This is a genomic window from Bradyrhizobium sp. STM 3566 (assembly GCF_045571445.1).
Lineage (GTDB): Bacteria > Pseudomonadota > Alphaproteobacteria > Rhizobiales > Xanthobacteraceae > Bradyrhizobium > Bradyrhizobium vignae.
The window spans coordinates 4,678,280-4,698,985 of record NZ_CP120692.1 but is presented as its reverse complement, the minus strand read 5'-3'; the positions used below and the strand labels follow the sequence as shown (position 1 = coordinate 4,698,985).

The 20,706-nt window shown below is 67.2% G+C and carries 18 protein-coding genes, 1 pseudogene and 2 riboswitches; of the genes and pseudogenes, 17 read left to right on the top strand and 2 right to left on the bottom strand.

The window, feature by feature from the left end:
* The first annotated feature begins 5 nt into the window (after window positions 1-5).
* The 7 genes from P6U27_RS22770 to cobJ are packed head-to-tail and all read left to right on the top strand — an operon-like array spanning window position 6 to window position 7,928.
* Window positions 6-380, top strand: coding sequence for a DUF1636 family protein (locus P6U27_RS22770; protein WP_407192671.1), 375 nt, complete (start codon window positions 6-8; stop codon window positions 378-380).
* Window positions 377-1,426 (top strand): cobalamin biosynthesis protein CobW, encoded by a 1,050-nt coding sequence (gene cobW, locus P6U27_RS22765; RefSeq protein ID WP_122403996.1) that lies wholly within the window; start codon window positions 377-379, stop codon window positions 1,424-1,426. The genes P6U27_RS22770 and cobW overlap by 4 nt, the downstream gene beginning before the upstream one ends.
* Complete coding sequence (gene cobN, locus P6U27_RS22760; RefSeq protein WP_407192670.1) at window positions 1,426-4,674, top strand: cobaltochelatase subunit CobN; 3,249 nt, start codon at window positions 1,426-1,428, stop codon at window positions 4,672-4,674. Before cobW ends, cobN begins: the two co-directional genes overlap by 1 nt.
* The gene (cobG, locus tag P6U27_RS22755; RefSeq protein ID WP_407192669.1) at window positions 4,671-5,834 is read left to right on the top strand and encodes a precorrin-3B synthase; all 1,164 of its coding nucleotides are present in this window, start codon (window positions 4,671-4,673) and stop codon (window positions 5,832-5,834) included. Before cobN ends, cobG begins: the two co-directional genes overlap by 4 nt.
* Window positions 5,834-6,463: a precorrin-8X methylmutase gene (locus tag P6U27_RS22750; protein WP_407192668.1), complete on the top strand. Its 630-nt coding sequence runs from the start codon at window positions 5,834-5,836 to the stop codon at window positions 6,461-6,463. The genes cobG and P6U27_RS22750 overlap by 1 nt, the downstream gene beginning before the upstream one ends.
* 2 nt (window positions 6,464-6,465) lie before the next feature.
* The gene (locus tag P6U27_RS22745; protein WP_122403992.1) at window positions 6,466-7,197 is read left to right on the top strand and encodes a precorrin-2 C(20)-methyltransferase; all 732 of its coding nucleotides are present in this window, start codon (window positions 6,466-6,468) and stop codon (window positions 7,195-7,197) included.
* Window positions 7,194-7,928, top strand: coding sequence for a precorrin-3B C(17)-methyltransferase (gene cobJ / locus P6U27_RS22740; RefSeq protein WP_407192667.1), 735 nt, complete (start codon window positions 7,194-7,196; stop codon window positions 7,926-7,928). Before P6U27_RS22745 ends, cobJ begins: the two co-directional genes overlap by 4 nt.
* On the opposite strand, the gene P6U27_RS22735 is transcribed toward cobJ, so the two are convergent.
* Window positions 7,904-8,650 (bottom strand): cobalt-precorrin-6A reductase, encoded by a 747-nt coding sequence (locus tag P6U27_RS22735; protein WP_129144285.1) that lies wholly within the window; start codon window positions 8,648-8,650, stop codon window positions 7,904-7,906. The genes cobJ and P6U27_RS22735 overlap by 25 nt on opposite strands.
* Here P6U27_RS22735 and cbiE point away from each other — a divergent pair.
* The 8 genes from cbiE (at window position 8,649) to cobT (ending at window position 15,847) form a co-directional block, all read left to right on the top strand.
* Complete coding sequence (cbiE, locus tag P6U27_RS22730; protein ID WP_407192666.1) at window positions 8,649-9,830, top strand: precorrin-6y C5,15-methyltransferase (decarboxylating) subunit CbiE; 1,182 nt, start codon at window positions 8,649-8,651, stop codon at window positions 9,828-9,830. The two genes, P6U27_RS22735 and cbiE, sit on opposite strands and share 2 nt — an antisense overlap.
* Window positions 9,827-10,195 (top strand): cobalamin biosynthesis protein, encoded by a 369-nt coding sequence (locus tag P6U27_RS22725; RefSeq protein ID WP_162500344.1) that lies wholly within the window; start codon window positions 9,827-9,829, stop codon window positions 10,193-10,195. The genes cbiE and P6U27_RS22725 overlap by 4 nt, the downstream gene beginning before the upstream one ends.
* A complete protein-coding gene (cobM, locus tag P6U27_RS22720) occupies window positions 10,192-10,974 on the top strand; it encodes a precorrin-4 C(11)-methyltransferase (RefSeq protein ID WP_122403988.1) in 783 nt (260 codons plus the stop codon). The genes P6U27_RS22725 and cobM overlap by 4 nt, the downstream gene beginning before the upstream one ends.
* Window positions 10,974-12,284, top strand: a complete 1,311-nt coding sequence (locus tag P6U27_RS22715; RefSeq protein ID WP_407192665.1) for a cobyrinate a,c-diamide synthase — start codon at window positions 10,974-10,976, stop codon at window positions 12,282-12,284. Before cobM ends, P6U27_RS22715 begins: the two co-directional genes overlap by 1 nt.
* Window positions 12,281-13,012: a uroporphyrinogen-III C-methyltransferase gene (gene cobA / locus P6U27_RS22710; RefSeq protein ID WP_122403986.1), complete on the top strand. Its 732-nt coding sequence runs from the start codon at window positions 12,281-12,283 to the stop codon at window positions 13,010-13,012. The genes P6U27_RS22715 and cobA overlap by 4 nt, the downstream gene beginning before the upstream one ends.
* Before the next feature lie 45 nt (window positions 13,013-13,057).
* Window positions 13,058-13,278, top strand: a riboswitch (cobalamin riboswitch).
* Window positions 13,279-13,314: 36 nt separating this feature from the next.
* Window positions 13,315-13,992: an energy-coupling factor ABC transporter permease gene (locus tag P6U27_RS22705; protein WP_122403985.1), complete on the top strand. Its 678-nt coding sequence runs from the start codon at window positions 13,315-13,317 to the stop codon at window positions 13,990-13,992.
* A gap of 46 nt (window positions 13,993-14,038) precedes the next feature.
* Complete coding sequence (gene cobF / locus P6U27_RS22700; protein WP_122403984.1) at window positions 14,039-14,788, top strand: precorrin-6A synthase (deacetylating); 750 nt, start codon at window positions 14,039-14,041, stop codon at window positions 14,786-14,788.
* Window positions 14,789-14,794: 6 nt separating this feature from the next.
* The gene (gene cobT, locus P6U27_RS22695; RefSeq protein ID WP_407192664.1) at window positions 14,795-15,847 is read left to right on the top strand and encodes a nicotinate-nucleotide--dimethylbenzimidazole phosphoribosyltransferase; all 1,053 of its coding nucleotides are present in this window, start codon (window positions 14,795-14,797) and stop codon (window positions 15,845-15,847) included.
* On the opposite strand, the gene P6U27_RS22690 is transcribed toward cobT, so the two are convergent.
* Window positions 15,840-16,412 (bottom strand): histidine phosphatase family protein, encoded by a 573-nt coding sequence (locus P6U27_RS22690; RefSeq protein WP_407192663.1) that lies wholly within the window; start codon window positions 16,410-16,412, stop codon window positions 15,840-15,842. The genes cobT and P6U27_RS22690 overlap by 8 nt on opposite strands.
* Before the next feature lie 72 nt (window positions 16,413-16,484).
* A riboswitch (cobalamin riboswitch) is annotated at window positions 16,485-16,686 on the top strand.
* Window positions 16,687-16,799: 113 nt separating this feature from the next.
* Here P6U27_RS22690 and P6U27_RS22685 point away from each other — a divergent pair.
* Both P6U27_RS22685 and P6U27_RS22680 read left to right on the top strand, forming a co-directional pair.
* Window positions 16,800-19,148 carry a TonB-dependent receptor gene (locus P6U27_RS22685; protein WP_407192662.1) on the top strand — a complete coding sequence of 783 codons (2,349 nt, stop codon included), beginning with the start codon at window positions 16,800-16,802 and terminating at the stop codon, window positions 19,146-19,148.
* A gap of 12 nt (window positions 19,149-19,160) precedes the next feature.
* Window positions 19,161-20,598 (top strand): annotated as a pseudogene (locus P6U27_RS22680) (PepSY domain-containing protein).
* Window positions 20,599-20,706 lie beyond the last annotated feature (108 nt).

Sequence of the window (20,706 nt, the reverse complement as noted above, 5' to 3'; positions counted from 1 at the left end):
AGGCGATGACCGTCACACTTCACGTCTGCATCACCTGCCGCGCCGGCCAGACGCTCGGCGACGGCGACACGACGCCTGGCAAGCGCCTGCATGGTGCGATCCTCGAGGCCGGCGTGCCCGATGGCGTCAGCGTGGTTCCCGTCGAATGCCTGTCGGCCTGCAGCCAGGGCTGCTCGGTCGCGCTCAGCGCGCCCGGCCGCTGGTCCTATGTCTATGGCCGTCTGTCGGATGCGAATGCGCGTGACGTGGTCGCAGGTGCTGCGGCCTATGCCGCCGCGCCTGATGGCATCGTGCCCTGGCGCAGCCGGCCGGAAATCTTCCGCAAGCAATCGCTTGCCCGCATTCCCCCCATTGCCGTCGTGCCGGAGGCCGCTGAATGAACTCGCTCGCAAAAGTCCCGGTCACGGTGGTCACTGGTTTTCTCGGCTCCGGCAAGACCACGCTGATCCAGCATCTGCTGACCAATGCCAACGGCAAGAAGCTCGCCGTGCTCGTCAACGAGTTCGGCAGCGAGGGGGTCGATGGCGAGATCCTGAAATCCTGCGCCGACGCCAATTGCCCGGAGGAGAACATCGTCGAGCTCGCCAATGGCTGCATCTGCTGCACCGTGGCCGACGATTTCATTCCGACCATGGAGCAATTGCTGGCGCGCCCGGTGCGGCCCGATCACATCCTGATCGAGACCTCGGGCCTGGCGCTGCCGAAGCCGTTGCTCAAGGCGTTCGACTGGCCGGAGATCCGCTCGCGCATCACGGTCGATGGCGTGATCGCGCTGGCCGATGCCGAGGCTGTCGCGGCCGGCCGGTTCGCGCCAGATCCGGCGGCCGTCGAAGCGCAGCGCGCGGCGGACGAAAATCTGGATCACGAGACGCCGCTGTCGGAAGTGTTCGAGGACCAGATCGCCTGCGCCGATATCGTGCTGCTGACCAAGGCTGATCTTGCGGGCGCGGCGGGCATCGAAGCCGCAAAGGCCGCGATCGCTGCCGAGATGCCGCGCCGCGTGCCCATGCTGCCGATCACCGACGGCGCGATCGATGCGCGCGTCATCCTCGGCATCGGCGCTGCCGCGGAGAACGACCTCGCCGCGCGCCCCTCGCATCATGACGGCGAAGAGGAGCACGAGCACGACGATTTCGCCTCTGTCGTGATCGATCTTCCGGAAGTGGCGGACGTCGATGCGTTGGTCGCATCCGTCCAGAAGCTCGCCCGCGAGCAGAACGTGCTGCGCGCCAAGGGCTACATCGCGGTCGCCGGCAAGCCGATGCGGCTGTTGCTGCAGGCGGTCGGAGAGCGCGTGCGCCATCAGTTCGACAGGCCCTGGGGCGCAGGTCTCAGACAGTCAAAGCTCGTCGTGATCGGCGAGCATGGCGACATCGACGAGGCCGCGATCAGGGCAGGACTTGCTCTTTCAGGATCTGGTATCTGATGCACGTCGTCTTCCGCGAGAGCCGCGGTCTCGAGGAGACCGCGACGCCAAGAGACATCGGCCAGGACCCGGCCGATCTCGTGGTGCTCTCGTATTCGGATTCCGATCTCGCCGCGTTCGCGGCCGGCTGGCGGCGTGGCCGGGGCAGCCTGCCGTCGCTGCGGCTCGCCAATCTCGCCGAACTGCGTCATCCGCTGTCGGTCGACACATACATCGAGCGCACGCTGTCGCAGGCCCGCGGCATATTGGTGCGTCTGATCGGCGGGGAGTCCTATTGGGCGTACGGGCTGGCGGCGCTTCAGCAACTCGCGAAGGACCGCAACATCGTGCTCGCCGTGCTGCCGGCCGACGGCCGCGATGACCCGCGGCTCGATGAGTATTCGACGTTGCCGGTCTCGACGCTACGGCGGCTCAAGGTACTCTGCGACACCGGCGGCCCGGTCGCAGCGCAAGCCGCGATTGCGCAGCTTGCGCTGGCCTCAGCTCTCTATGCCGGACCGGTCATCGGGGAGATGACCGTGCCCGAGATGGGCTTTTATGATCCCGTGCGCGGCGTCATTGCTGCGCCGGCAGGCGGCGAGGGCAAGCCGCGCGCACTCGTGACGTTCTATCGCTCCTATCTCACGGCCGCCGATACCGGGCCGGTCGACGCCTTAATCGCCGCGCTGCGCGAGAAGGGATTTGACGCGTACGGCGTGTTCGTCACCTCGCTGAAGGCGCCGGGCGTTGCCGACTGGCTGCGCGCGCATCTGGCGCGGCATCCTGCGGCGGCCATCGTCAATGCGACCGCGTTCTCGGCTCTCGGCGATGACGGCACGACGCCGTTCGATGCCGCGTCCTGTCCAATATTCCAGGTCGCGCTCTCGACGGCGCGGCGCGAGGATTGGGCGGAATCGCTGCGCGGCCTGTCGCCCGGCGATCTCGCGATGCATGTCGTGCTGCCCGAGGTCGACGGCCGCCTGTTCGCCGGCGTGGTGAGCTTCAAATCGGCTGAGATGCGCGATCCCGATCTGCAGTTTTCGCATCTGGCGCACAGGCCTGACGAGGAGCGCGTCGACGCCGTTGGCGCGCGCGTCGCGGCCTGGCGGCGCCTTGCGGTGAAGCCTGTCGGTGAGAAGCGGTTGGCGATCGTGCTGTCGAACTATCCGGGCCGGCCGCACCAGATCGCGCACGCCGTTGGTCTCGATGCGCTGGCATCGGTCGAGGCGTTGATCTCCGATCTCGCGGAGGTCGGCTTCGACGTTGCGCCGGTCGATGCGCTTGGCGAGAAACTGTTGCAGCAGAGTTTGACTTGGAGCATCGCCGATTATCGCGCAGGGCTGTCGCGCCTGCCGCAATCCTTGCAGGACGATCTCGCGCGTGCCTGGGGCGGGCCGGAGGATGATCCGAGCTGCCGCGATGACGTATTCCATTTCGCCGGCATCGCGTGCGGCCAGTCGATTATCGCAGTTCAGCCCGAGCGCGGCGATGCGGCCACGCGCGATGCCGATTATCACGATCTTGCCCGCACACCGCGCCATGCCTATGTCGCGTTCTACCTCTGGCTCAGGCAGCAGGGCTGTGATGCCGTCGTACATATGGGCGCGCATGGTACGCTGGAGTGGTTGCCGGGAAAATCCGTGGCGCTGTCAACGAGCTGCTGGCCGGAGGCATTGATCGGCGATCTCCCCGTCATCTATCCCTTCATCGTCAACGATCCCGGCGAGGCCGCGCAGGCCAAGCGGCGCATCGGAGCGGTGACGATCGGCCATCTGCCGCCGCCCCTCGAAAGCTCCGCCGTGCCGGAAGGGCTGCGCCGACTCGAACGGCTCCTTGACGAATATTCGACCGCCGATGGTCTCGATCCCGCCCGTCGCCAGCGCCTGATCGCGGCGATCCGCGACGAGGCGCGAGCGGCCGGCCTCGAAGAGGATCTCGGCCTCGATGCATCGGCAGCACCGGCCGAAGCCATTCCGCGGATCGATCGCTTCGTCTGCGACCTCAAGGAAAGCCAGTTCGGCGACGGCCTGCACGTGTTCGGCCGCGGCGCCTGCGGCGAGGCGGAGCGGGATGCGCTGCTCGCTGCGCTGGCAGGCCGGCGCGTTGCGCCGGGGCCGTCGGGCTCACCCTATCGCGGACGTCAGGACTTCTTGCCGACCGGGCGCAATCTCTTCGCCGTCGATCCGCGCGCGGTGCCGACGCCGTCGGCGCATGCGCAAGGAATCAAGCTCGCCGAAGAGCTGCTGCGCCGCCATCTGCAGGATCACGGCGATTGGCCGAAGGGCCTCGTCGTCGATCTCTGGGGCTCGGCGACGATGCGTACCGCGGGCGAGGAGTTCGCGATGGCGCTGCATCTGGCCGGCCTTGCGCCGCGCTGGGATCACGCTTCCGGCCGCGTCACCGGTTACGATATCATCGCGCCGGCCGAGCTCGGTCGCCCCCGCATCGACGTCACGCTGCGGGTGTCGGGCCTGTTCCGCGATGTCTTCGCAGGCCTTGCGCAATTGTTCGAAGCCGCCTCCGAGGCGCTCGCGGCGCGCGACGAGGAGGGCGATGAGAACCCGTATCGCCAACGCACCTCCCGCGTGTTCGCGCCGCGTCCCGGACAATACGGCGTCGGCCTTTCCGCGATCCCGGATGCCTTCACGCCCGAGACCCGCGAAGCAGCCGGCGAAGCGTGGCTGTCGGCGTCGTCCTGGGCATTCTCGGTGGATGGTACAATGCAGCCGGATCGCGCAGGCATCGAATCGCGGCTCGCATCCGCGGACGCTTTTGTCCATATCCAGGACTTGCCCGAAACCGACCTTCTGCTCGCCGCCGACTACGCCGCGCATGAAGCAGGCGTCGCTGCGGCTGCAGCTCACCTCGGTGAAGGCGCGCCTTCGCTCTATCATCTCGATGCGACACGGCCCAACGAGCCGCATGCGCGCACGCTGACGGAGGAAATTTCACGTGTCGTCCGGGCACGCGCGGCCAATCCGGCCTGGATCGCCGGCATGATGCGTCACGGTTTTCGTGGCGCCGCCGAGATCACCGCGACGCTGGAGCACATGGCCGCCTTCGCCCATCTCGCCGGCGCCGTGCCGCCGCATTTGTTCGATCTCTATTACGACGCGACATTCGGCAACGACGAGGTCCGCGCCTTCATGGCCCGCGAAAATCCGGCGGCCCTTGCCGCGATGGAGACGTGCTTCACCCGCCTGCATGAAGCTTCACTCTGGCGAACCCGCCGCAATTCGATCGCGGCGGCACTGCGGGAGGCCTCATGAGCGCGGCGGCAGTCAAGGGCTGGTGTCCCGGCGCGCTGCGTCCGATGCTGTCGGGCGACGGGCTCGTGGTCCGTGTGCGTCCGTTTGGCGGGCGCCTTGAAGCACCACAGATCTCCGGGCTTGCGGATCTGGCAGAGCGATTCGGCAACGGCCTGATCGACCTCACAAGCCGGGCCAATCTCCAGATCAGGGGCGTCAAGGAGGATGGCCATCGGCCGCTGCTCGATGGCCTTGCGCAACTGGCGCTGCTCGATCCCGACGCCGATATCGAGGCCAGGCGCAACATCCTGGTGACGCCGTTCTGGAGCAGCGGCGACGAAACGCAGTCGCTCGCCGCGGAGCTCGAGGAGGCGCTCGCCGAATCCGGCCTCGTGCTTCCCACCAAGTTCGGCTTCGCCGTCGACGATGGCCGATCGCGCGTTCTGGCCGGCGATTCCGCCGACATCCGCATCGAGCGCGACCGCTCGGGCCGCCTCCTTGTGCGGGCCGACGGCGCAAGGCTCGGCCGCTGCGTCGAACGCGGACAGGCCGTGAGCGCGGCGCTGGCGCTCGCAAGCTGGTTCCTCATCTCCGGCGGCGCGAGGGGTGGGCGAGGGCGCATGGCAGCCCACATCGCATCCGGCGCGACGTTGCCTCAATCGCTGCGCGGCGAGACCGAGCCTGCGCCCGTGATGGCCGCAGCGCGGCCCGGGCCCTATCCGCAAGGCGCGATGGTTGGCGTCGCATTCGGACAAATGCTGCACGCGACGCTCCGTCAGTTCTCAGGTTACGGACATGCGCTGCGCATGACTCCCTGGCGGATGGTGCTCAGCGAGGGCAATCGCGAGATGCCGAGCGGGGCGGGCCTCATCACCGAGCCGTATGATCCGGCGCTGCGCGTCATAGCCTGCAGCGGCGCGCCGCGCTGCCGGGAAGCCCATGCCGATACGCGCGCGCTCGCAGCAGCGCTCGCCCCGCGCATTGCCGCCGATGGGCGGCTCCACGTTTCCGGCTGCCGCAAGGGCTGCGCCCATTCCGGAACGGCTGCGGTCACGCTGATCGCGACGCGCGCCGGATTCGATCTCGTCCGCGATGGCTCGACGCGCGATGAGCCGGTGCTGCGCGGGCTGAGCGGCGCGGATATCGTCAGCGATCCCTCCATCCTGGTCGGAGGGAACTGATGCCGCACAGCTACGAGACCGACGGCGCGGCGATCTACCGGCAATCCTTTGCCACCATTCGGGCCGAGGCCGATCTTGCGCGCTTTACGCCCGACGAGGAGCCGGTGGTGGTGCGGATGATCCACGCTGCCGGCATGGTCGGCCTCGAGGCGCATATCCGCTTCACGCCGGGCATGGCGATCGCCGCGCGCGCGGCCTTGCAGAAGGGCGCGCCGATCCTGTGCGATGCGCGCATGGTCTCGGAGGGCATCACGCGTGCCAGATTGCCTGCGGCCAATGCCGTGATCTGCACGCTCGGAGACGAGTCCGTTCCTGCGCTCGCGCACTCCATGCGCAACACACGTTCGGCCGCCGCACTGGAGCTGTGGCGGCCGCATCTGGGCGGCGCGATCGTCGCGATCGGCAATGCGCCGACCGCGCTGTTTCATCTGCTCAACATGCTGGAGGATCGCGACTGCCCGCGGCCGGCAGCGATCATCGGCTGCCCCGTCGGCTTCGTCGGCGCCGCCGAATCCAAGGCCGCGCTGATGGCCGATCCGCCGGCGCCGGCACTGACGGTCGAAGGGCGCCTCGGCGGCTCCGCGATCACGGTCGCCGCCGTCAACGCGCTGGCGAGCCGGAGCGAATAGCCATGGGACGCATCATCTGCTGCGGTCTCGGCCCAGGCGATCCCGATCTGATGAGCGTGCGCGCCGATCGCACGGTGCGCGGCGCGCAGCACGTCGCCTATTTCCGCAAGAAGGGCAGGCCGGGGCAGGCGCGCCGCATCGTCGAGGGCATGCTCGCTGCCGGCGTCACCGAATATCCCATGGAATATCCGGTCACGACCGAGATCGCCTTCGACAGTCCTGACTACGTGCAAATGCTCGCCGGCTTCTACGACGAATGGGCCGAGCGCCTGGCGCGGCTTTCGCGCGCGGTCGACGTCGTCGTGCTCTGCGAGGGCGATCCCTACTTCTACGGCTCCTTCATGCATCTGCACACGCGCCTGCAAGGCCGCGTCGAGATCGAGGTGATCGCCGGAATTCCCGGGATGGTCGGCTGCTGGAATGGCGTTGGACAGCCGATCGCGCTCGGCGATGACGTGACGACGGTGCTGATGGGCACGCTCGCCGAAGACGAGCTCGAGCGGCGCATGCGCGATTCCGATGCGCTCGTCGTCATGAAGACCGGCCGTAATCTCGCAAAGGTGCAACGCGCGCTTCGCTCCGCAGGCAGGCTGGATGACGCCTGGCTGGTCGAGCGCGGCACCATGCCGGGCGAGCGCGTGGTGCGGCTCGCCGAGATCGATGCTGCCGATTGCCCTTACTTCGCGATCGTGCTCGTGCACGGCAAGGGCCGGCATCTGGACGCTGCCGAATGACGGGCACGCTGACCATCGCGGGCCTCGGGCCGGGCAGCGACACGCTGGTGACGCCGGAAGTCTCGGCGGCGCTTGCCGCCGCCACCGACATTCTGGGCTATGCGCCCTATGTCGCACGCGTGCCGCCGCGGGCCGGGCTCGAGCTGCATCCATCTGACAATCGCGAGGAGCTGCAGCGTGCGAGCGAAGCGCTGCGGCTAGCTGCTGAGGGCAGACAGGTCGTGGTCGTTTCCTCCGGCGATCCCGGCGTATTCGCGATGGCCTCCGCGGTGTTCGAGGCGCTCGAGCAGACGCCGCAATGGCAGGACCTGCCGATCCGTGTGCTGCCCGGCATCACCGCGATGCTGGCGGCGGCCGCCCGCACCGGCGCGCCGCTCGGCCATGATTTTTGCGCGATCAATCTCTCCGACAATCTCAAGCCGTGGACGGTGATCGAGAAGCGTCTTCGACTCGCTGCGGAAGCCGATTTCGCCATCGCGATGTACAATCCGCGCTCGGCGAGCCGGCCAGAAGGATTTGGCCGCGCGCTTGCGGTGCTTCGGGAAGCCGGCTGCGGCGAGCGCCTGGTGATCTTCGCGCGTGCGATCAGTGCTGCCGACGAGAAGATCGAGACCGTGACGCTGAACGAGGCCCGGCCCGAAATGGCCGACATGCGCACGCTGGTGATCGTCGGCAACTCGCAGACGCGCCGCGTCGGCCGCTGGATCTATGCACCGAGGCAGGTGCGATGACCGAGCCACTGCATCACCTCGACGACGCTCTCCACCCGCAACCGCGCGGGCAGTTCTGGCCGCGAGATCATGATCACGGGCAGGCCGAGCCTGCGGGCGGCGTCGATCTTGGCGCGCGCGCCGTCGCCGCCGGAATTGCGGGCGACGATCCACGCGATGCCGCGTGTGCGCAGCAGCTCCAGCTCTCCGTCGAGGGTGAAGGGGCCGCGGGACACGATCATATCGGCCGCGAAGGGCAGGGGCGCTGCTGGCGGATCGACGAAGCGCAGCGTATAGGTGTGCTGCGGCTTCGTCGCGAATGGCGCGATGTGCTGACGGCCGATGGCGAGGAATACGTTTGCCGGCACCTCGGGCAGCGCGGCGACGGCGGCGTTGACGTCGACGACCTCGATCCAATTGTCGCCGGGCGCTTTCGTCCAGGGCGCGCGTTCGAGCGCAATCAGCGGCGTGGCCGTCTCCGTGCACGCCTCGACCGCGTTCCGGCTCATCTCGGCTGCGAATGGATGCGTCGCGTCGATGACATGCGTGATGCGCTCACGACGAACGTAGTCGGCAAGGCCGCTCGCGCCGCCGAAGCCGCCGATGCGGGTCGGCAGCGGCTGGTCGGCCGGCGCGCGGGTGCGGCCGCCGTACGAATACACGGCGCCAATGCCGGCGCGCGCGATCGCCGTTGCGAGCACGCTCGCGTCGCTCGTTCCGCCCAGAATGAGGGCGCGCGTCATGGCTGATCCCTGGCTGACGATCATCGGTATCGGCGAAGATGGCCTTGCCGGGCTGTCCGAAGCAAGCCGAAAGGCGCTAGCCAGGGCAGAAACCGTGTTCGGTGGCGAGCGTCATCTTGCGCTCGCGGATGTCGGCAGCCGCGGACGCCCGTGGCCCGTGCCGTTCGACGCAAACATCGTGCTGAGCTGTCGCGGTAGGCCGACGGCCGTGCTCGCCTCAGGCGATCCGTTCTGGCATGGCGCCGGGACAAGTCTCGCCGAGAAGCTCCATGGTGACGAGTGGATCGCGCACCCCGCGCCGTCGACCTTCTCGCTTGCCGCCGCGCGGCTGGGCTGGCGGCTGGAATCCGTGATTTGCCTCGGACTTCACGCCGCGCCTTTCGAACGTCTCGTGCCGCATTTGGCGCATGGGGCGCGGATCATCTGTCTCGTGCGTGACGCCAAGGCTGCCGGCGACCTCGCGAGATGGCTGAGCGAGCGCGGATGGGGGGCTTCCGCATTCTGGATTCTCGCCGCGCTCGGCGGGCCGAATGAAAGCATCAGAGAATATCGCGCTGAAAGCTATACGCGCGCTTCGGCTGGAAACCTGATTGCGGTGGCGCTGGAGGCGGAGGGAGGGCAGGGACTGTCTCGCAGCTCTGGCCTGCCGGACGATTTCTTCGCTCACGACGGGCAGATCACCAAGCGGCCGATGCGGGCCTTGGCGCTTTCGGCGCTGGCGCCGTGTCCCGGTAGGAGGCTGTGGGATGTTGGCGCGGGTTCGGGATCGATCTCGATCGAATGGGCGCTGTGCGGCGGAACGGCGATCGCGGTCGAGGCGCGGGACGATCGGGCTGCCAACATCCGCAGCAACGCGGCCGAGTTCGGACTGGAGCATCGGATCAACGTCGTCGCAGGCAAAGCGCCCGAAGCTCTCGCGGCGCTGGATCCGCCGGACGCCGTCTTCATCGGCGGTGGCCTCGATGGCGCGCTGTTCGACGCCGTCTGGGCGCGGCTCGCGCCTGGCACTCGAGTCGTCGCGCATGCCGTGACGCTGGAGACGGAAGCGCTGCTCGGCGAGCTGCATCAGCGCCATGGCGGCGAGCTGATGCGGGTCGAGATCGCCCATGCCGCTCCGCTCGGCCGCTACCGGTCGTGGAACGCCGCGCGGCCCGTGGTGCAGTGGAGTACGAACCGATGAAGGTTGCCGGGCTCGGGTTCAGACAGGATGTCACGCTGGCTTCGCTGCGCGAAGCGCTTCTGGCGGCGGGCGGCCCCGAGGGGCTTGCGGCGGTGGCAACTGTCATCGACAAGGCCAACGCAGAGGTGCTGAAGCAGCTCGCACGTGAGTGCGGTGTGCCGATCATGGCGGTTCCGGCCGATAGGCTGGCGGGCATCGACACGCCGACGCAGTCGACGCTTGTCGCGGAAAAGTTCGGCACAGGATCGGTCGCCGAAGCTGCGGCGCTCGCTGCCGCCGGTCCTCGCGCGCGGTTGATTGGGACGCGTATGGTCTCGAAGGATCGCACCGCAACCGCGGCGATTGCCGAAGGAGACGGCGCATGACGGTGCATTTCATCGGCGCAGGGCCTGGCGCCGCCGATCTCTTGACCTTGCGCGGCCGCGACCTGATCGCGGCCTGTCCGGTCTGCCTCTATGCGGGCTCGCTGGTGCCCGCGGGCGTGCTGGCGCATTGCCCGGCCGGTGCGCGCATCGTCAACACCGCGCCGCTTTCGCTCGAGGAGATCATCGCGGAGATCGCCGCCGCGCATGCCGAGGGCAAGGACGTCGCGCGGCTGCATTCCGGCGATCTCTCGATCTGGTCGGCGATGGGGGAGCAACTTCGCCGTTTGCGTGCGCTCGGAATTCCCTACACGCTGACACCCGGCGTGCCCTCGTTCTCGGCTGCGGCGGCGGCGCTGGAGGCCGAACTGACTTTGCCGGGCCTGGCTCAGACCGTGGTGCTGACGCGCACGCCGGGCCGCGCCAGCGCGATGCCTGAAGGCGAGAAGCTCGCTGCATTCGCCGCGACCGGCGCGGTGCTCGCAATTCACCTGTCGATCCATCTGCTCGATCAGGTCGTGGCCGAGCTGACGCCTCACTACGGTGCGGACTGCCCGGTCGCGATCGTGTGGCGCGCGAGCTGGCCGGACCAGCGTATCGTCCGCGCGACACTCGGCACTCTCGATGCGGCCGTGGGCGGCGAGATGGAGCGCACCGCGCTGATCCTGGTCGGCAAGACGCTTGGCGCTGCGGATTTCGACGAGAGCCGCCTCTATGCCGCCGATTACGACCGCCGCTATCGGCCGGTCGGCGCCGAGCCGCGCTTTCCGGAGGTATCGTGATGGCGGCGGGCCTCGTCATCTCCGCACCTGCCTCCGGAGTGGGCAAGACCACGCTGACCCTGGCGCTCGCCCGCGCCTGGCGCAATCGCGGCCTGAACGTGCAGTGCTTCAAGAGCGGCCCTGACTATATCGATCCCGCGTTCCACGCCGCGGCGACGGGGCGCGCCTCCGTCAACGTCGACAGCTGGGCGATGGATCGCGTGAGCATTGCGCACCTCGTCGGCCGCGGTGCCGATGCCGACGTCGTGCTCGCCGAGGGCTCGATGGGCCTGTTCGACGGTGTCGCCGCACGTGGCGTCTCCGGCACAGGTGCGACCGCGGACATTGCGGAGATGCTGGGCTGGCCGGTGGTGCTGGTGATCGATCCCTCGGGACAGGCGCAGACGGCGGCGGCGATTGCCGCGGGCCTTCGCGACTATCGCCCCGGCGTGCGCCTTGCGGGCGTCGTGCTCAACCGCGTCGCCAGCCCGCGTCATGAAGACCTCGTGCGGCGCGCGCTGAACGAGGTCGACATTGCCGTGTTCGGCGCGCTGCCGCGCCATGCCGAGATCAGCCTGCCGAAGCGGCATCTTGGCCTCGTGCAGGCCGAGGAGCAGGCGGAGATCGGCAAGCTGATCGACGAGGCCGCGCGCTTTATCGCCGAGCACGTCGATCTCGATGCGGTGCTGCAATCGGCAGCCAAATGGTCGCCGCATCCTGCAACGAACGGTTTGAATGTGACGCCGCCGGGCCAGCGCATTGCGCTGGCTCGGGATGCGGCATTCTCGTTCGTCTATCCGCATATGCTGGAAGCCTGGCGCGCGGCGGGCGCCGAGATAGTGCCGTTCTCGCCGCTGGCTGACGAAGCACCCGATGCAAGCGCCAACGTGTGCTGGCTGCCGGGCGGCTATCCCGAGCTTCATGCCGGCAGGATCGCGGCCAACGCGCGCTTTCGCAGCGGCCTTCGCGGCTTCGCGGAGACGCGGCCCGTGCACGGCGAATGCGGGGGCTATATGGTGCTGGGTGCCGCTTTGACCGATGCCGACGGCGTCCGCCATGAGATGGCGGGGCTGCTCGGCCTGGAGACCAGCTTTGCCAAGCGCCGCATGCATCTGGGCTATCGCCTCGCCGAACTGGCTGCGCCGATGCCGGGGCATGAGGCCGGCGCACGCCTGCGCGGCCATGAGTTCCACTATTCGACCATCCTTGCCCAACCCGATACGCCGCTGGCCGTGGTGCACGATGCAACCGGCACCGTCATTGCCGAGACCGGCTCGCGCCGTGGCCATGCCACCGGCACGTTCTTTCATCTGATCGCGGAGGACCGGTGAGCGGTTTTGTCTCCTTCGTCTCCGCCGGTCCCGGCGATCCCGAGCTCCTCACCGTGAAGGGCGCCGCGCGGCTGCGCGAGGCGGACGTCGTGCTCTATGACGACCTTGCGTCCGGCGCGATCCTCGACCTCGCGCGGCCCGGGGCCAATCTTGTCGCGGTGGGAAAGCGGGCCGGGCGTCCTTCGACCAAGCAGCACCATGTCAACCGTCTCCTGGTCGACTATGCCGCAACCGGCGTGCGCGTGGTGCGGCTGAAGTCGGGCGATGCCGGCATTTTCGGCCGGCTCGAGGAAGAGATCGAAACGCTGCGCGAGGCCGGCATCGGCTACGAGATCGTTCCCGGAGTCACCTCAGCCTGCGTCGCCGCGGCGCGAGCAGGAATTCCGCTGACCCGACGGCACACCTCGCGACGGGTGCAGTTCGTGACCGGGGCCGATGTCACCGGGGAATTGCCACCAAACCTGAATTGGGCGGCGCTGGCCGACCCCGAGGCCACGACTGTGGTCTATATGGGCCGGCGCACCTTTCCGGCGCTTGCCGCAAAATTGATCGCGCATGGCCTCGCGCCAAGCACCCCGGCGCTGTTCGCCGAATCTCTCGGGAGATCGGACGAACGGCTGGTCCGCACCACCATTGTCGAGCTCGCCGAGCAGCTTGCGCGCGGTGGGGCGGCTTCCACCGCCGCCGTGATTCTGTTCGGCGCGCTGGCCGGGGAATATCCGTCATGACGGCTCCCGCAGCCAGTCGCCCCTTGACGCCTGCGATACGAAAGGGGCACACAAGAGAGGCATGGTGCTCAACGCGGCGCAAAGCGCCCGAGCATAAACGGGAATGGGGGTGGGCGGACCCAATTGCGGCGCCCAAAACCCCAGCCGCCCCCGCGACTGTAAGCGGTGAGGGGCTCCGATCAGCCACTGGGCCGCAAGGTCCGGGAAGGCCGGAGAATCCCAGTGAACCGCGAGCCAGGAGACCGGCCCTGCAAATTTCGAGGCCAAGGCCGTCGGGTGTGACGGCAGGAAGGAATTGAACCATGCATATCGAACCCGGGATCGTGACGGGCGCCAAGCTCGTGTTGAGTTACGCAACCGGCATCGCCGCAGGCGGCGTTGCCTTCAAGCTCGCGGCCGAAACCGTGCGCGAGCAGGGCGTTGGCTCGTTCGCGGCGCGCACCTTGGCCACCACGGGCCTTGTCTTCACCTTCTTCCAAATCCTGCCGCACTTCCCGGTCGGCGTGTCCGAGGTGCACTTCATCCTCGGCTCGACCCTATTCCTGCTGTTTGGTGCTGCGCCCGCAGCCTTTGGCCTCGCGTTCGGCCTCTTGCTCCAGGGCGTGTTGTTCGTGCCGACCGACCTGCCGCAATATGGCATGAACGTCACCACGCTCCTGGTGCCGCTGTTTGCGATCCAGGCGCTCGCGACGCGGATCATTCCGCGCAATACCGCCTACGTCGATCTGCAATACCGCCAAGCGCTGGCGCTCTCGACCGCCTATCAGTCCGGCATCGTCGCGTGGGTGGCGTTCTGGGCGCTTTACGGCTCCGGCTTCGGCGCGACCAACCTCGCCAACATCGCGGCGTTTGCCGGATCCTATGCGCTGGTCGTCGTGATCGAGCCGCTCGCCGATCTCGCCGTGCTGGCGCTGGCGAAATCGCTGCGTGGCGTCACTGCGCCCGGCCTCGTCACGCCGCGCCTGCACAACGCGGCCTGAGAGACAAGCGAATGGGCGGCCGCAGCGGCCGCCCGTCGCGCTCGCGATGCTCACGCTCTCTCTGATAGGTATCGGTTGCGGCGATCCCGAGCAGCTCACGCGCGCCGCGATTCAAGCCATCAATGAGGCCGATCTCGTCCTGATCCCGCGCAAGGGGACTGCGAAGTCCGATCTTGCGGATCTCAGACGGACGATCTGCGCCGAGGTGCTCGCCAGCGACAAGGCAGTCATCGCCGAATTCGATCTTCCCGTGCGCGATGGCGGTGAAGCTGATTACCGCAAGGGTGTCGACGACTGGCATGATGCGGTGGCCGCGACCTGGTCGCAGACCATCGCGAGGCATCGCCAAGGTGACGGCAAGGTCGCGCTGCTGATCTGGGGCGATCCATCGCTCTACGACTCTTCGCTACGCATTGCGCGCCGGCTCGATCCACTACCGAATATCGAAGTCGTACCCGGCATCACCTCGATCCAGGCGCTGTGCGCCGCGCATGCGCTACCACTCAACGATATCGGCGAGCCGTTCCTGGTGACGACGGGTCGGCGTTTGCGCGACGGCGGCTGGCCGCAAGGCGTCGATACCGTGGTGGTGATGCTCGACGGCGGTACGGCGTTTCAGTCGCTCGATCCGGCCGGGCTCCACATTTGGTGGGGGGCCTATCTCGGCATGCCCGATCAGATCATCATGTCCGGCGTGCTGGCCGAGGTCGGCCCGCGCATCGTCGCGTCGCGGCAAGAGGCGCGTGAGCGGCACGGCTGGATCATGGACAGTTACATTCTCAAGCGAAGGCGTTGAGGCAGCATGCTTCCCGAATGGGTTTACCGGAACTGCCCCGAGATCTCCGCAGTCCATCGCGAGGCGGCCGTTACGCGGCAGGCGCAACTGACGAAGCCGACCGGCGCGCTCGGCCGGCTCGAGCAGCTCGCGATCGAGCTTGCGGGCTTGCAAGCGACTGAGCGGCCGCGTGCGGCGCGCGTGCCGATCATCATCTTCGCGGGCGATCACGGCATCGTCGCGCAAGGCGTGTCGGCCTATCCGCAAGCCGTGACCATCGCGATGATGGCGAATTTTGCCTCCGGTGGCGCCGCGATCTCGGTGCTGGCGCGCGAGCTGGGCTCAAACCTCGAGGTGGTCGATGCCGGCACGCTGGCCGAAGCGCAGATGCCCGGAATCGTCACCGACAAGCCGCGCAGCGGCACGCGCGATTTCAGTGTCGAGGCCGCGCTCACGCCCACGGAATTGGCCTACGCCTTCGGCGCCGGCCAGCGCGCGGTGGCGCGTGCGGAAGCCAGCCAGCCTGATCTCCTGATCTTCGGCGAGATGGGCATTGGCAACACCACCACGTCAGCGGCGATCGCGGCGAGCTTGCTCGGCGTGAGCGCCGAGGAGATCGCGGGCAGCGGCACCGGCGTCGATGCATTGGGCCGCGCGCACAAGGCGCGGGTGATCGATGCGGCGATTGCACGCCACGGCGTTGCCGGAGCCTCGGCCGAGAAGATCCTGTGCGCCGTCGGCGGCCTCGAGATCGCGGCGATCTCAGGTGCGATCATTGCGGCCGCGCAGAGCCGCATCCCTGTGCTGATCGACGGCTTCATCGTGTCGGTCGCGGCCCTGGCGGCAGTGCGGCTCAATCCGTCGTGCCAGCCTTACCTGTTGCCTTCGCATCAATCGGCAGAGCTGGGGCATCGCCTCGTGCTTCGGGCCCTGGACGTGCAGCCGCTGATCAGCCTCGATCTCAGGCTTGGCGAAGGATCGGGTGCGGCCATCGCGCTGCCGCTGGTCCGCTCGGCCTGTGCGCTTCACAACGGAATGGCGACGTTCGCACAGGCCAACGTACCGGATCGGCCTAGCTGATGCGCTGATTGACGGAAACGACGCGCCAGCCGTTCGCGAGCCGATCGATCCGGGTGAGCGACAGCGGATCGATCACGAAGCGCAAGGCGGCTTGCGGTGTCAGGTCCAGCGCGATGCAGAGCGCGGCGCGGATGGTGCCGGAATGTACGACCAGCGCTGCGGAGCCTGCGCCAATCCGCGACAGACCCAGCCGGACGCGCGCGACCTGATCGATAAAGCTTTCGCCGTTCGGCGGCTGTCCGCGCGCCGGATCGCGCCAGAACTGCGCATAGGCATCGCCACCGGTCGCGGCGAGCTCGTCATGCCGATGACCGGTCCAGTCACCGAAATCCTGCTCGCGGAATTCGCTGACCAACTCCGGTGCGAGCCCCAGTGCGCGCGCCGTCTCGACCGTGCGTCGCGACGGGCTGGCATAGCTGGTGGCGTCCGGCGCCAAGCGCTGCCGCAGAGCCGCCAATGCCGCGTGATCGCCGAGATCGGCCCGCGCATCGTCTGCATGGATCGCTCCGGCTGCGCCCTCGACGGCCGCATGCCGGATCAACCAGAGGAGCGTCTCGCCTTCCATGCTTATCTCCAAGGAAGTTGGTCGCTGTGGCCACAACGCCGCAACTGCCACATTGACTCTGTCCTGATGGTAATCCTAGATGCTCGCGACGGTTTTCCCGAGAGGGAATGAAAAGGGAATGCGGTGCGGGGCGTTGTCCCCAATACCGTGGCTGCCCCCGCAACTGTGAGCGGATAATCCTTCGTCACGAGCCACTGGGTCCTCGGTCCCGGGAAGGCGACGAAGCGGTCATGACCCGCGAGCCAGGAGACCTGCCGTCAGCCGTGGTCACACGCGAAGATGTCGGTCGGGGAGTACAGACATTCGGCTTCATCGGACGGCTCAAGGCCAAGGGTGAGACCTCGTTCGCTGTGACGTGCCACTGACGTCATACCGAGGTCCTATACCGTGTCTTCCATCCGTAACGTACGACCGCGCCGCTTCCCGCTTGCCTCCGTCGCATTCACATTACTTGCCGTTGTTGATCTGCCGGCCGCACTGGCGCAGCAAGCCCGGGAGCCGCTGCCGCCCGTCGAGGTATCGCCCGCCCAACCGCGCAAGCCGGCTGCCCGGGACGCACCGGGCACGCGTCGCGCGGCAGTGCGCAGGCCGGTGGCATCCGCAGCGCCGAAGCCCGCCGCGCCGGCCGCAGCCGTGCAGACGCCGCTCAACAGCAATGTGGTGGCCGAAAGCGCCTCACGGCTCGGACTGACGGTGCGGCAGACGCCCGCGACCGTCGAGGTGATCTCCGCCGAAACCATGCGCGAGCAGGGTTATCGCACCGTGTCCGAGGTGGCGCAGGGCGCGGTCGGCGTCACCTCCGGCGACAACCCGGCCGAACCTTCGGCCTTCTCCATGCGCGGCTTCACCAACAGCCAGATCAACACGCTCTACAACGGCATCAAGATCGGTCCGCAGAACATGACCTCGCGGATCGTCGACACCGCCAATCTGGAGGCCGTGGAATTCCTGAAAGGTCCGGCCTCGCTGATCTCGGGCGAGGGCGCCGCGGGCGGCGCGATCAACTTCGTCACCAAGCAGCCGCATACCGGAGCGATCCGCAACGAGGCGGATTTCTCGTACGATTCCCTGAACTCGTTCCGCGCCCATTACGGCTCGGGCGGCAGCACCAACGTCCGGGGCCTCGACTACCGCTTCGACATCAGCCGCTCCTCGCTCAACGGCTTTGTCGACGACACCTATACTAGGACGTTCGACGTGTCCGGGCAGCTCAACTACCGCATCTCCGACGGTCTCAAGGTCTGGGGTGCGATCGAGTACCGCGAGGACCGCGGCAAGGCCTATTGGGGCGCGCCACTGGTGCCGATCGCTTTCAGCGGCTCGCATGCGACGACGGGGATCGTCTCCGGCAACTACGTTTCGAACTACAACAACACCAATCTTGGCGCTATCACGATCGACGACCGCACCTTCAACACCAATTACAACGTCCTCGACAATCGCAACGTGGCGCAGGAGGTGTGGCTGCGGGGTGGCTTCGAGTTGAAGCTGGCGCCCGACCTGACGCTCAAGAGTCAGGCCTATGGCTATGGCGCGGAACGGACCTGGTTCAACAACGAAGTCGAGGCGTTCAACTCCACTACGAACCTAGTGGATCGCGAGCGCTTCTATGTCGCGCACAGCCAGCGTCTTGTCGGCAACATCACCGACCTGATTTGGGACGCGAACGTCGCCGGTTTCGACAATCGCCTCGTCACGACTTTGTCGTCGAGCTTTCTTGATTTTGTTCGGCCCGGAGCGGCCTTCCCCTTCCCGAACGACTCCGTCCCACTGGTAAACTTCGACAGGGGCTTTTACGGCCCCCTTACAATTCAGCGGCAGACCGCACGGATTGACAACGAAGCGCTGTCGTTCGAGGACCGGTTGAAGCTGACACGCAGCTTCGCGCTGATCGGCGGCCTGCGTGTCGAGCACATCGGGCTCGACCGCAACTGGACCGACAAGACCGGGCTGGAGAAGGCAGGCTTTCCCTTCACGAAAGACTGGGCGCCGGTCACCGGCCGCATCGGCTACACCTGGGAGGCCGTTCCCGGCCTGACCTTCTTCAGCCAGTACGCCACTGGCGCCGACATCGCGGCCAACAACATCTTCCTGCTCGGGCCGACCCAGCCGCTCGACCTGACTACCGCGCGCACCTACGAGACCGGCGTCAAGCACCTGTTCTGGGACAACCGGGCGGAATGGTCGTTCTCGGCCTACGACATCCTGCGCAAGAATGTCTATGCGGCGGCCGGCGGGCAGGCGCTCAATATCGCCGGGCGGCAGGAATCGAAGGGCGTCGAGCTCGCCGCCTCGGTGCGACCGATCGAGCCGCTGCGGCTGTGGGGCAACATCGCCTATGTCGATGCGCGCTATGCCGACTACAATTTCGTCGGTGGCTCGTTCTCCGGCAACACGCCGCCGAACGTGCCGCGCATCGTCGCGAATGCCGGTGCGTCGTACCGGTTCTTCACGCCATGGCCGGTAGAGCTCGGCATCGTCGGCCGGCATGTCGGCGACCGCTACAACACCGACGCCAACACGGTGACGATGAACGCCTACACGGTCGGCGACGTCTACGCCTTCGTCGATATCCCGAAGACCGTCTTCAATGCCGTCGACCAGGCCCGCCTGACCTTCCGTGTCCGCAACATCACCGACAAGCGCTACGCGATCTGGGGCGATCCGTTCTATCCCGATCAGATCCTGCTGGGCGCGCCGCGCACCTACGAGATCTCGGCGGCGTTCAAATGGTGAGGCCTTGAGCGTATGATGGGCGCGATCGTCCTCTCGCATCGCTGGCTCGGGATCGCGTTCTGCCTGCTGTTCGCGATGTGGTTCGCGAGTGGAATCGTGATGCACTTCGTTCCGTTTCCGTCGCTGACGGAAGCGGAGCGATTTTCGGGACTCACGCCGGTGGATCGCGACGGGGCAAGGATCTCGGTCGTGGATGCCGTTTGCGGCGAGCGGGATCGCCGATGCCACGCGTGTTCGGCTGATCCAGCGGAGCGACGGCGCGGTCTACATCGTCTCGGGTCCCTCGCGTCAGCGCGCGATCCGCGCGGCCGACGGGAGCGACGCGTCGGTGAAATCCGCCGATGTCGCACTGGCCGTTGCGCAGGCTCATGCACGCCAGCGCGAGATCGATGCCTCGCATGCGACGATCGTCGGCCGTGCGGATTACGATCAGTGGAGCGTACCGAACGGCTTCGATCGTCATCGCCCCCTATTTCGCGTGGCCCTCGGCGATGCGGCGGGGACGGAAGTCTACGTCTCGTCGCTCACCGGTGAGATCGTCTTGGATGCGACGAGGCGCGAGCGCGGGTGGAATCTTGCCGGCAGCGTGCTGCACTGGATCTATCCGACCGTTGTGAGAAGCAACTGGGCGCTATGGGATCGGATGGTGTGGTCGCTATCGCTGCTGGCCCTGATCGCGGCTGTGCTGGGTGCTGTACTCGGGATCGTGCGGATCAGGATTCACAAGAGGCAAATCTCCTCGCCTTATCGTGGCTGGCACGTCTTGCATCACCTGCTCGGCTTGACAACGGCGGTATTCGTGCTGACCTGGATCTTCAGCGGCTGGCTCTCGATGGATCACGGGCGGCTGTTCTCGCGCGGGCAATTGACCGCGACAGAGGCCGGCCCAATGAACGCCGCCCCGGATTGGCGCGAGGCCTCGTCGCTCGATCGGCAGCCAATATCTCCGGCGGCTAGCGAGGCGGAATGGTTCGCCTTCCGCGGCCACGTCTATCGGCGCGATCGGGTTGCCCTCGGCCGTCAGACGTTGATCAGGAGAGGGGATGCGCCGCAGGATGGACTCACGGGATTCCTTGATGTGCACGAGATTCAGGCTCTGACGGCGCGCCTTGCGGTCGGCTGCGGCCCACCGTCCGTCCTTCCTGATAACGACGACTACCCCGCGCTCTCCACAATACCGGGTGCACCAGTCTACCGCTCGCGCTGTGGCGGCGATCTCTGGTTCGACATTGATGGCGCCGATGGCGGCATGCTGCAAAGACTGGATCCGTCGCGGCGCGCCTACCGCTGGCTTTACAGTGCATTGCACACTCTCGACTTCCCGGTCTTAGTGGCCCACCCGCGCATTCGTGATGTCGTGATCGTCGGCCTCTGTACGCTCGGGCTGGCATTCTCCATCACCGGCATCATCATTGGCTGGCGGCGCTTGCGGTCGTCGCTGGCTGCCTGAATTTGAGGCGCAACTGCGGCTCGATACGGTCGGGTCAGCAGATCAGCAATGCCCTTGCGGCCAATCGTCATTGACGCCTTTTCGCCGGCCGCCTTTCGGTGTAGCTCT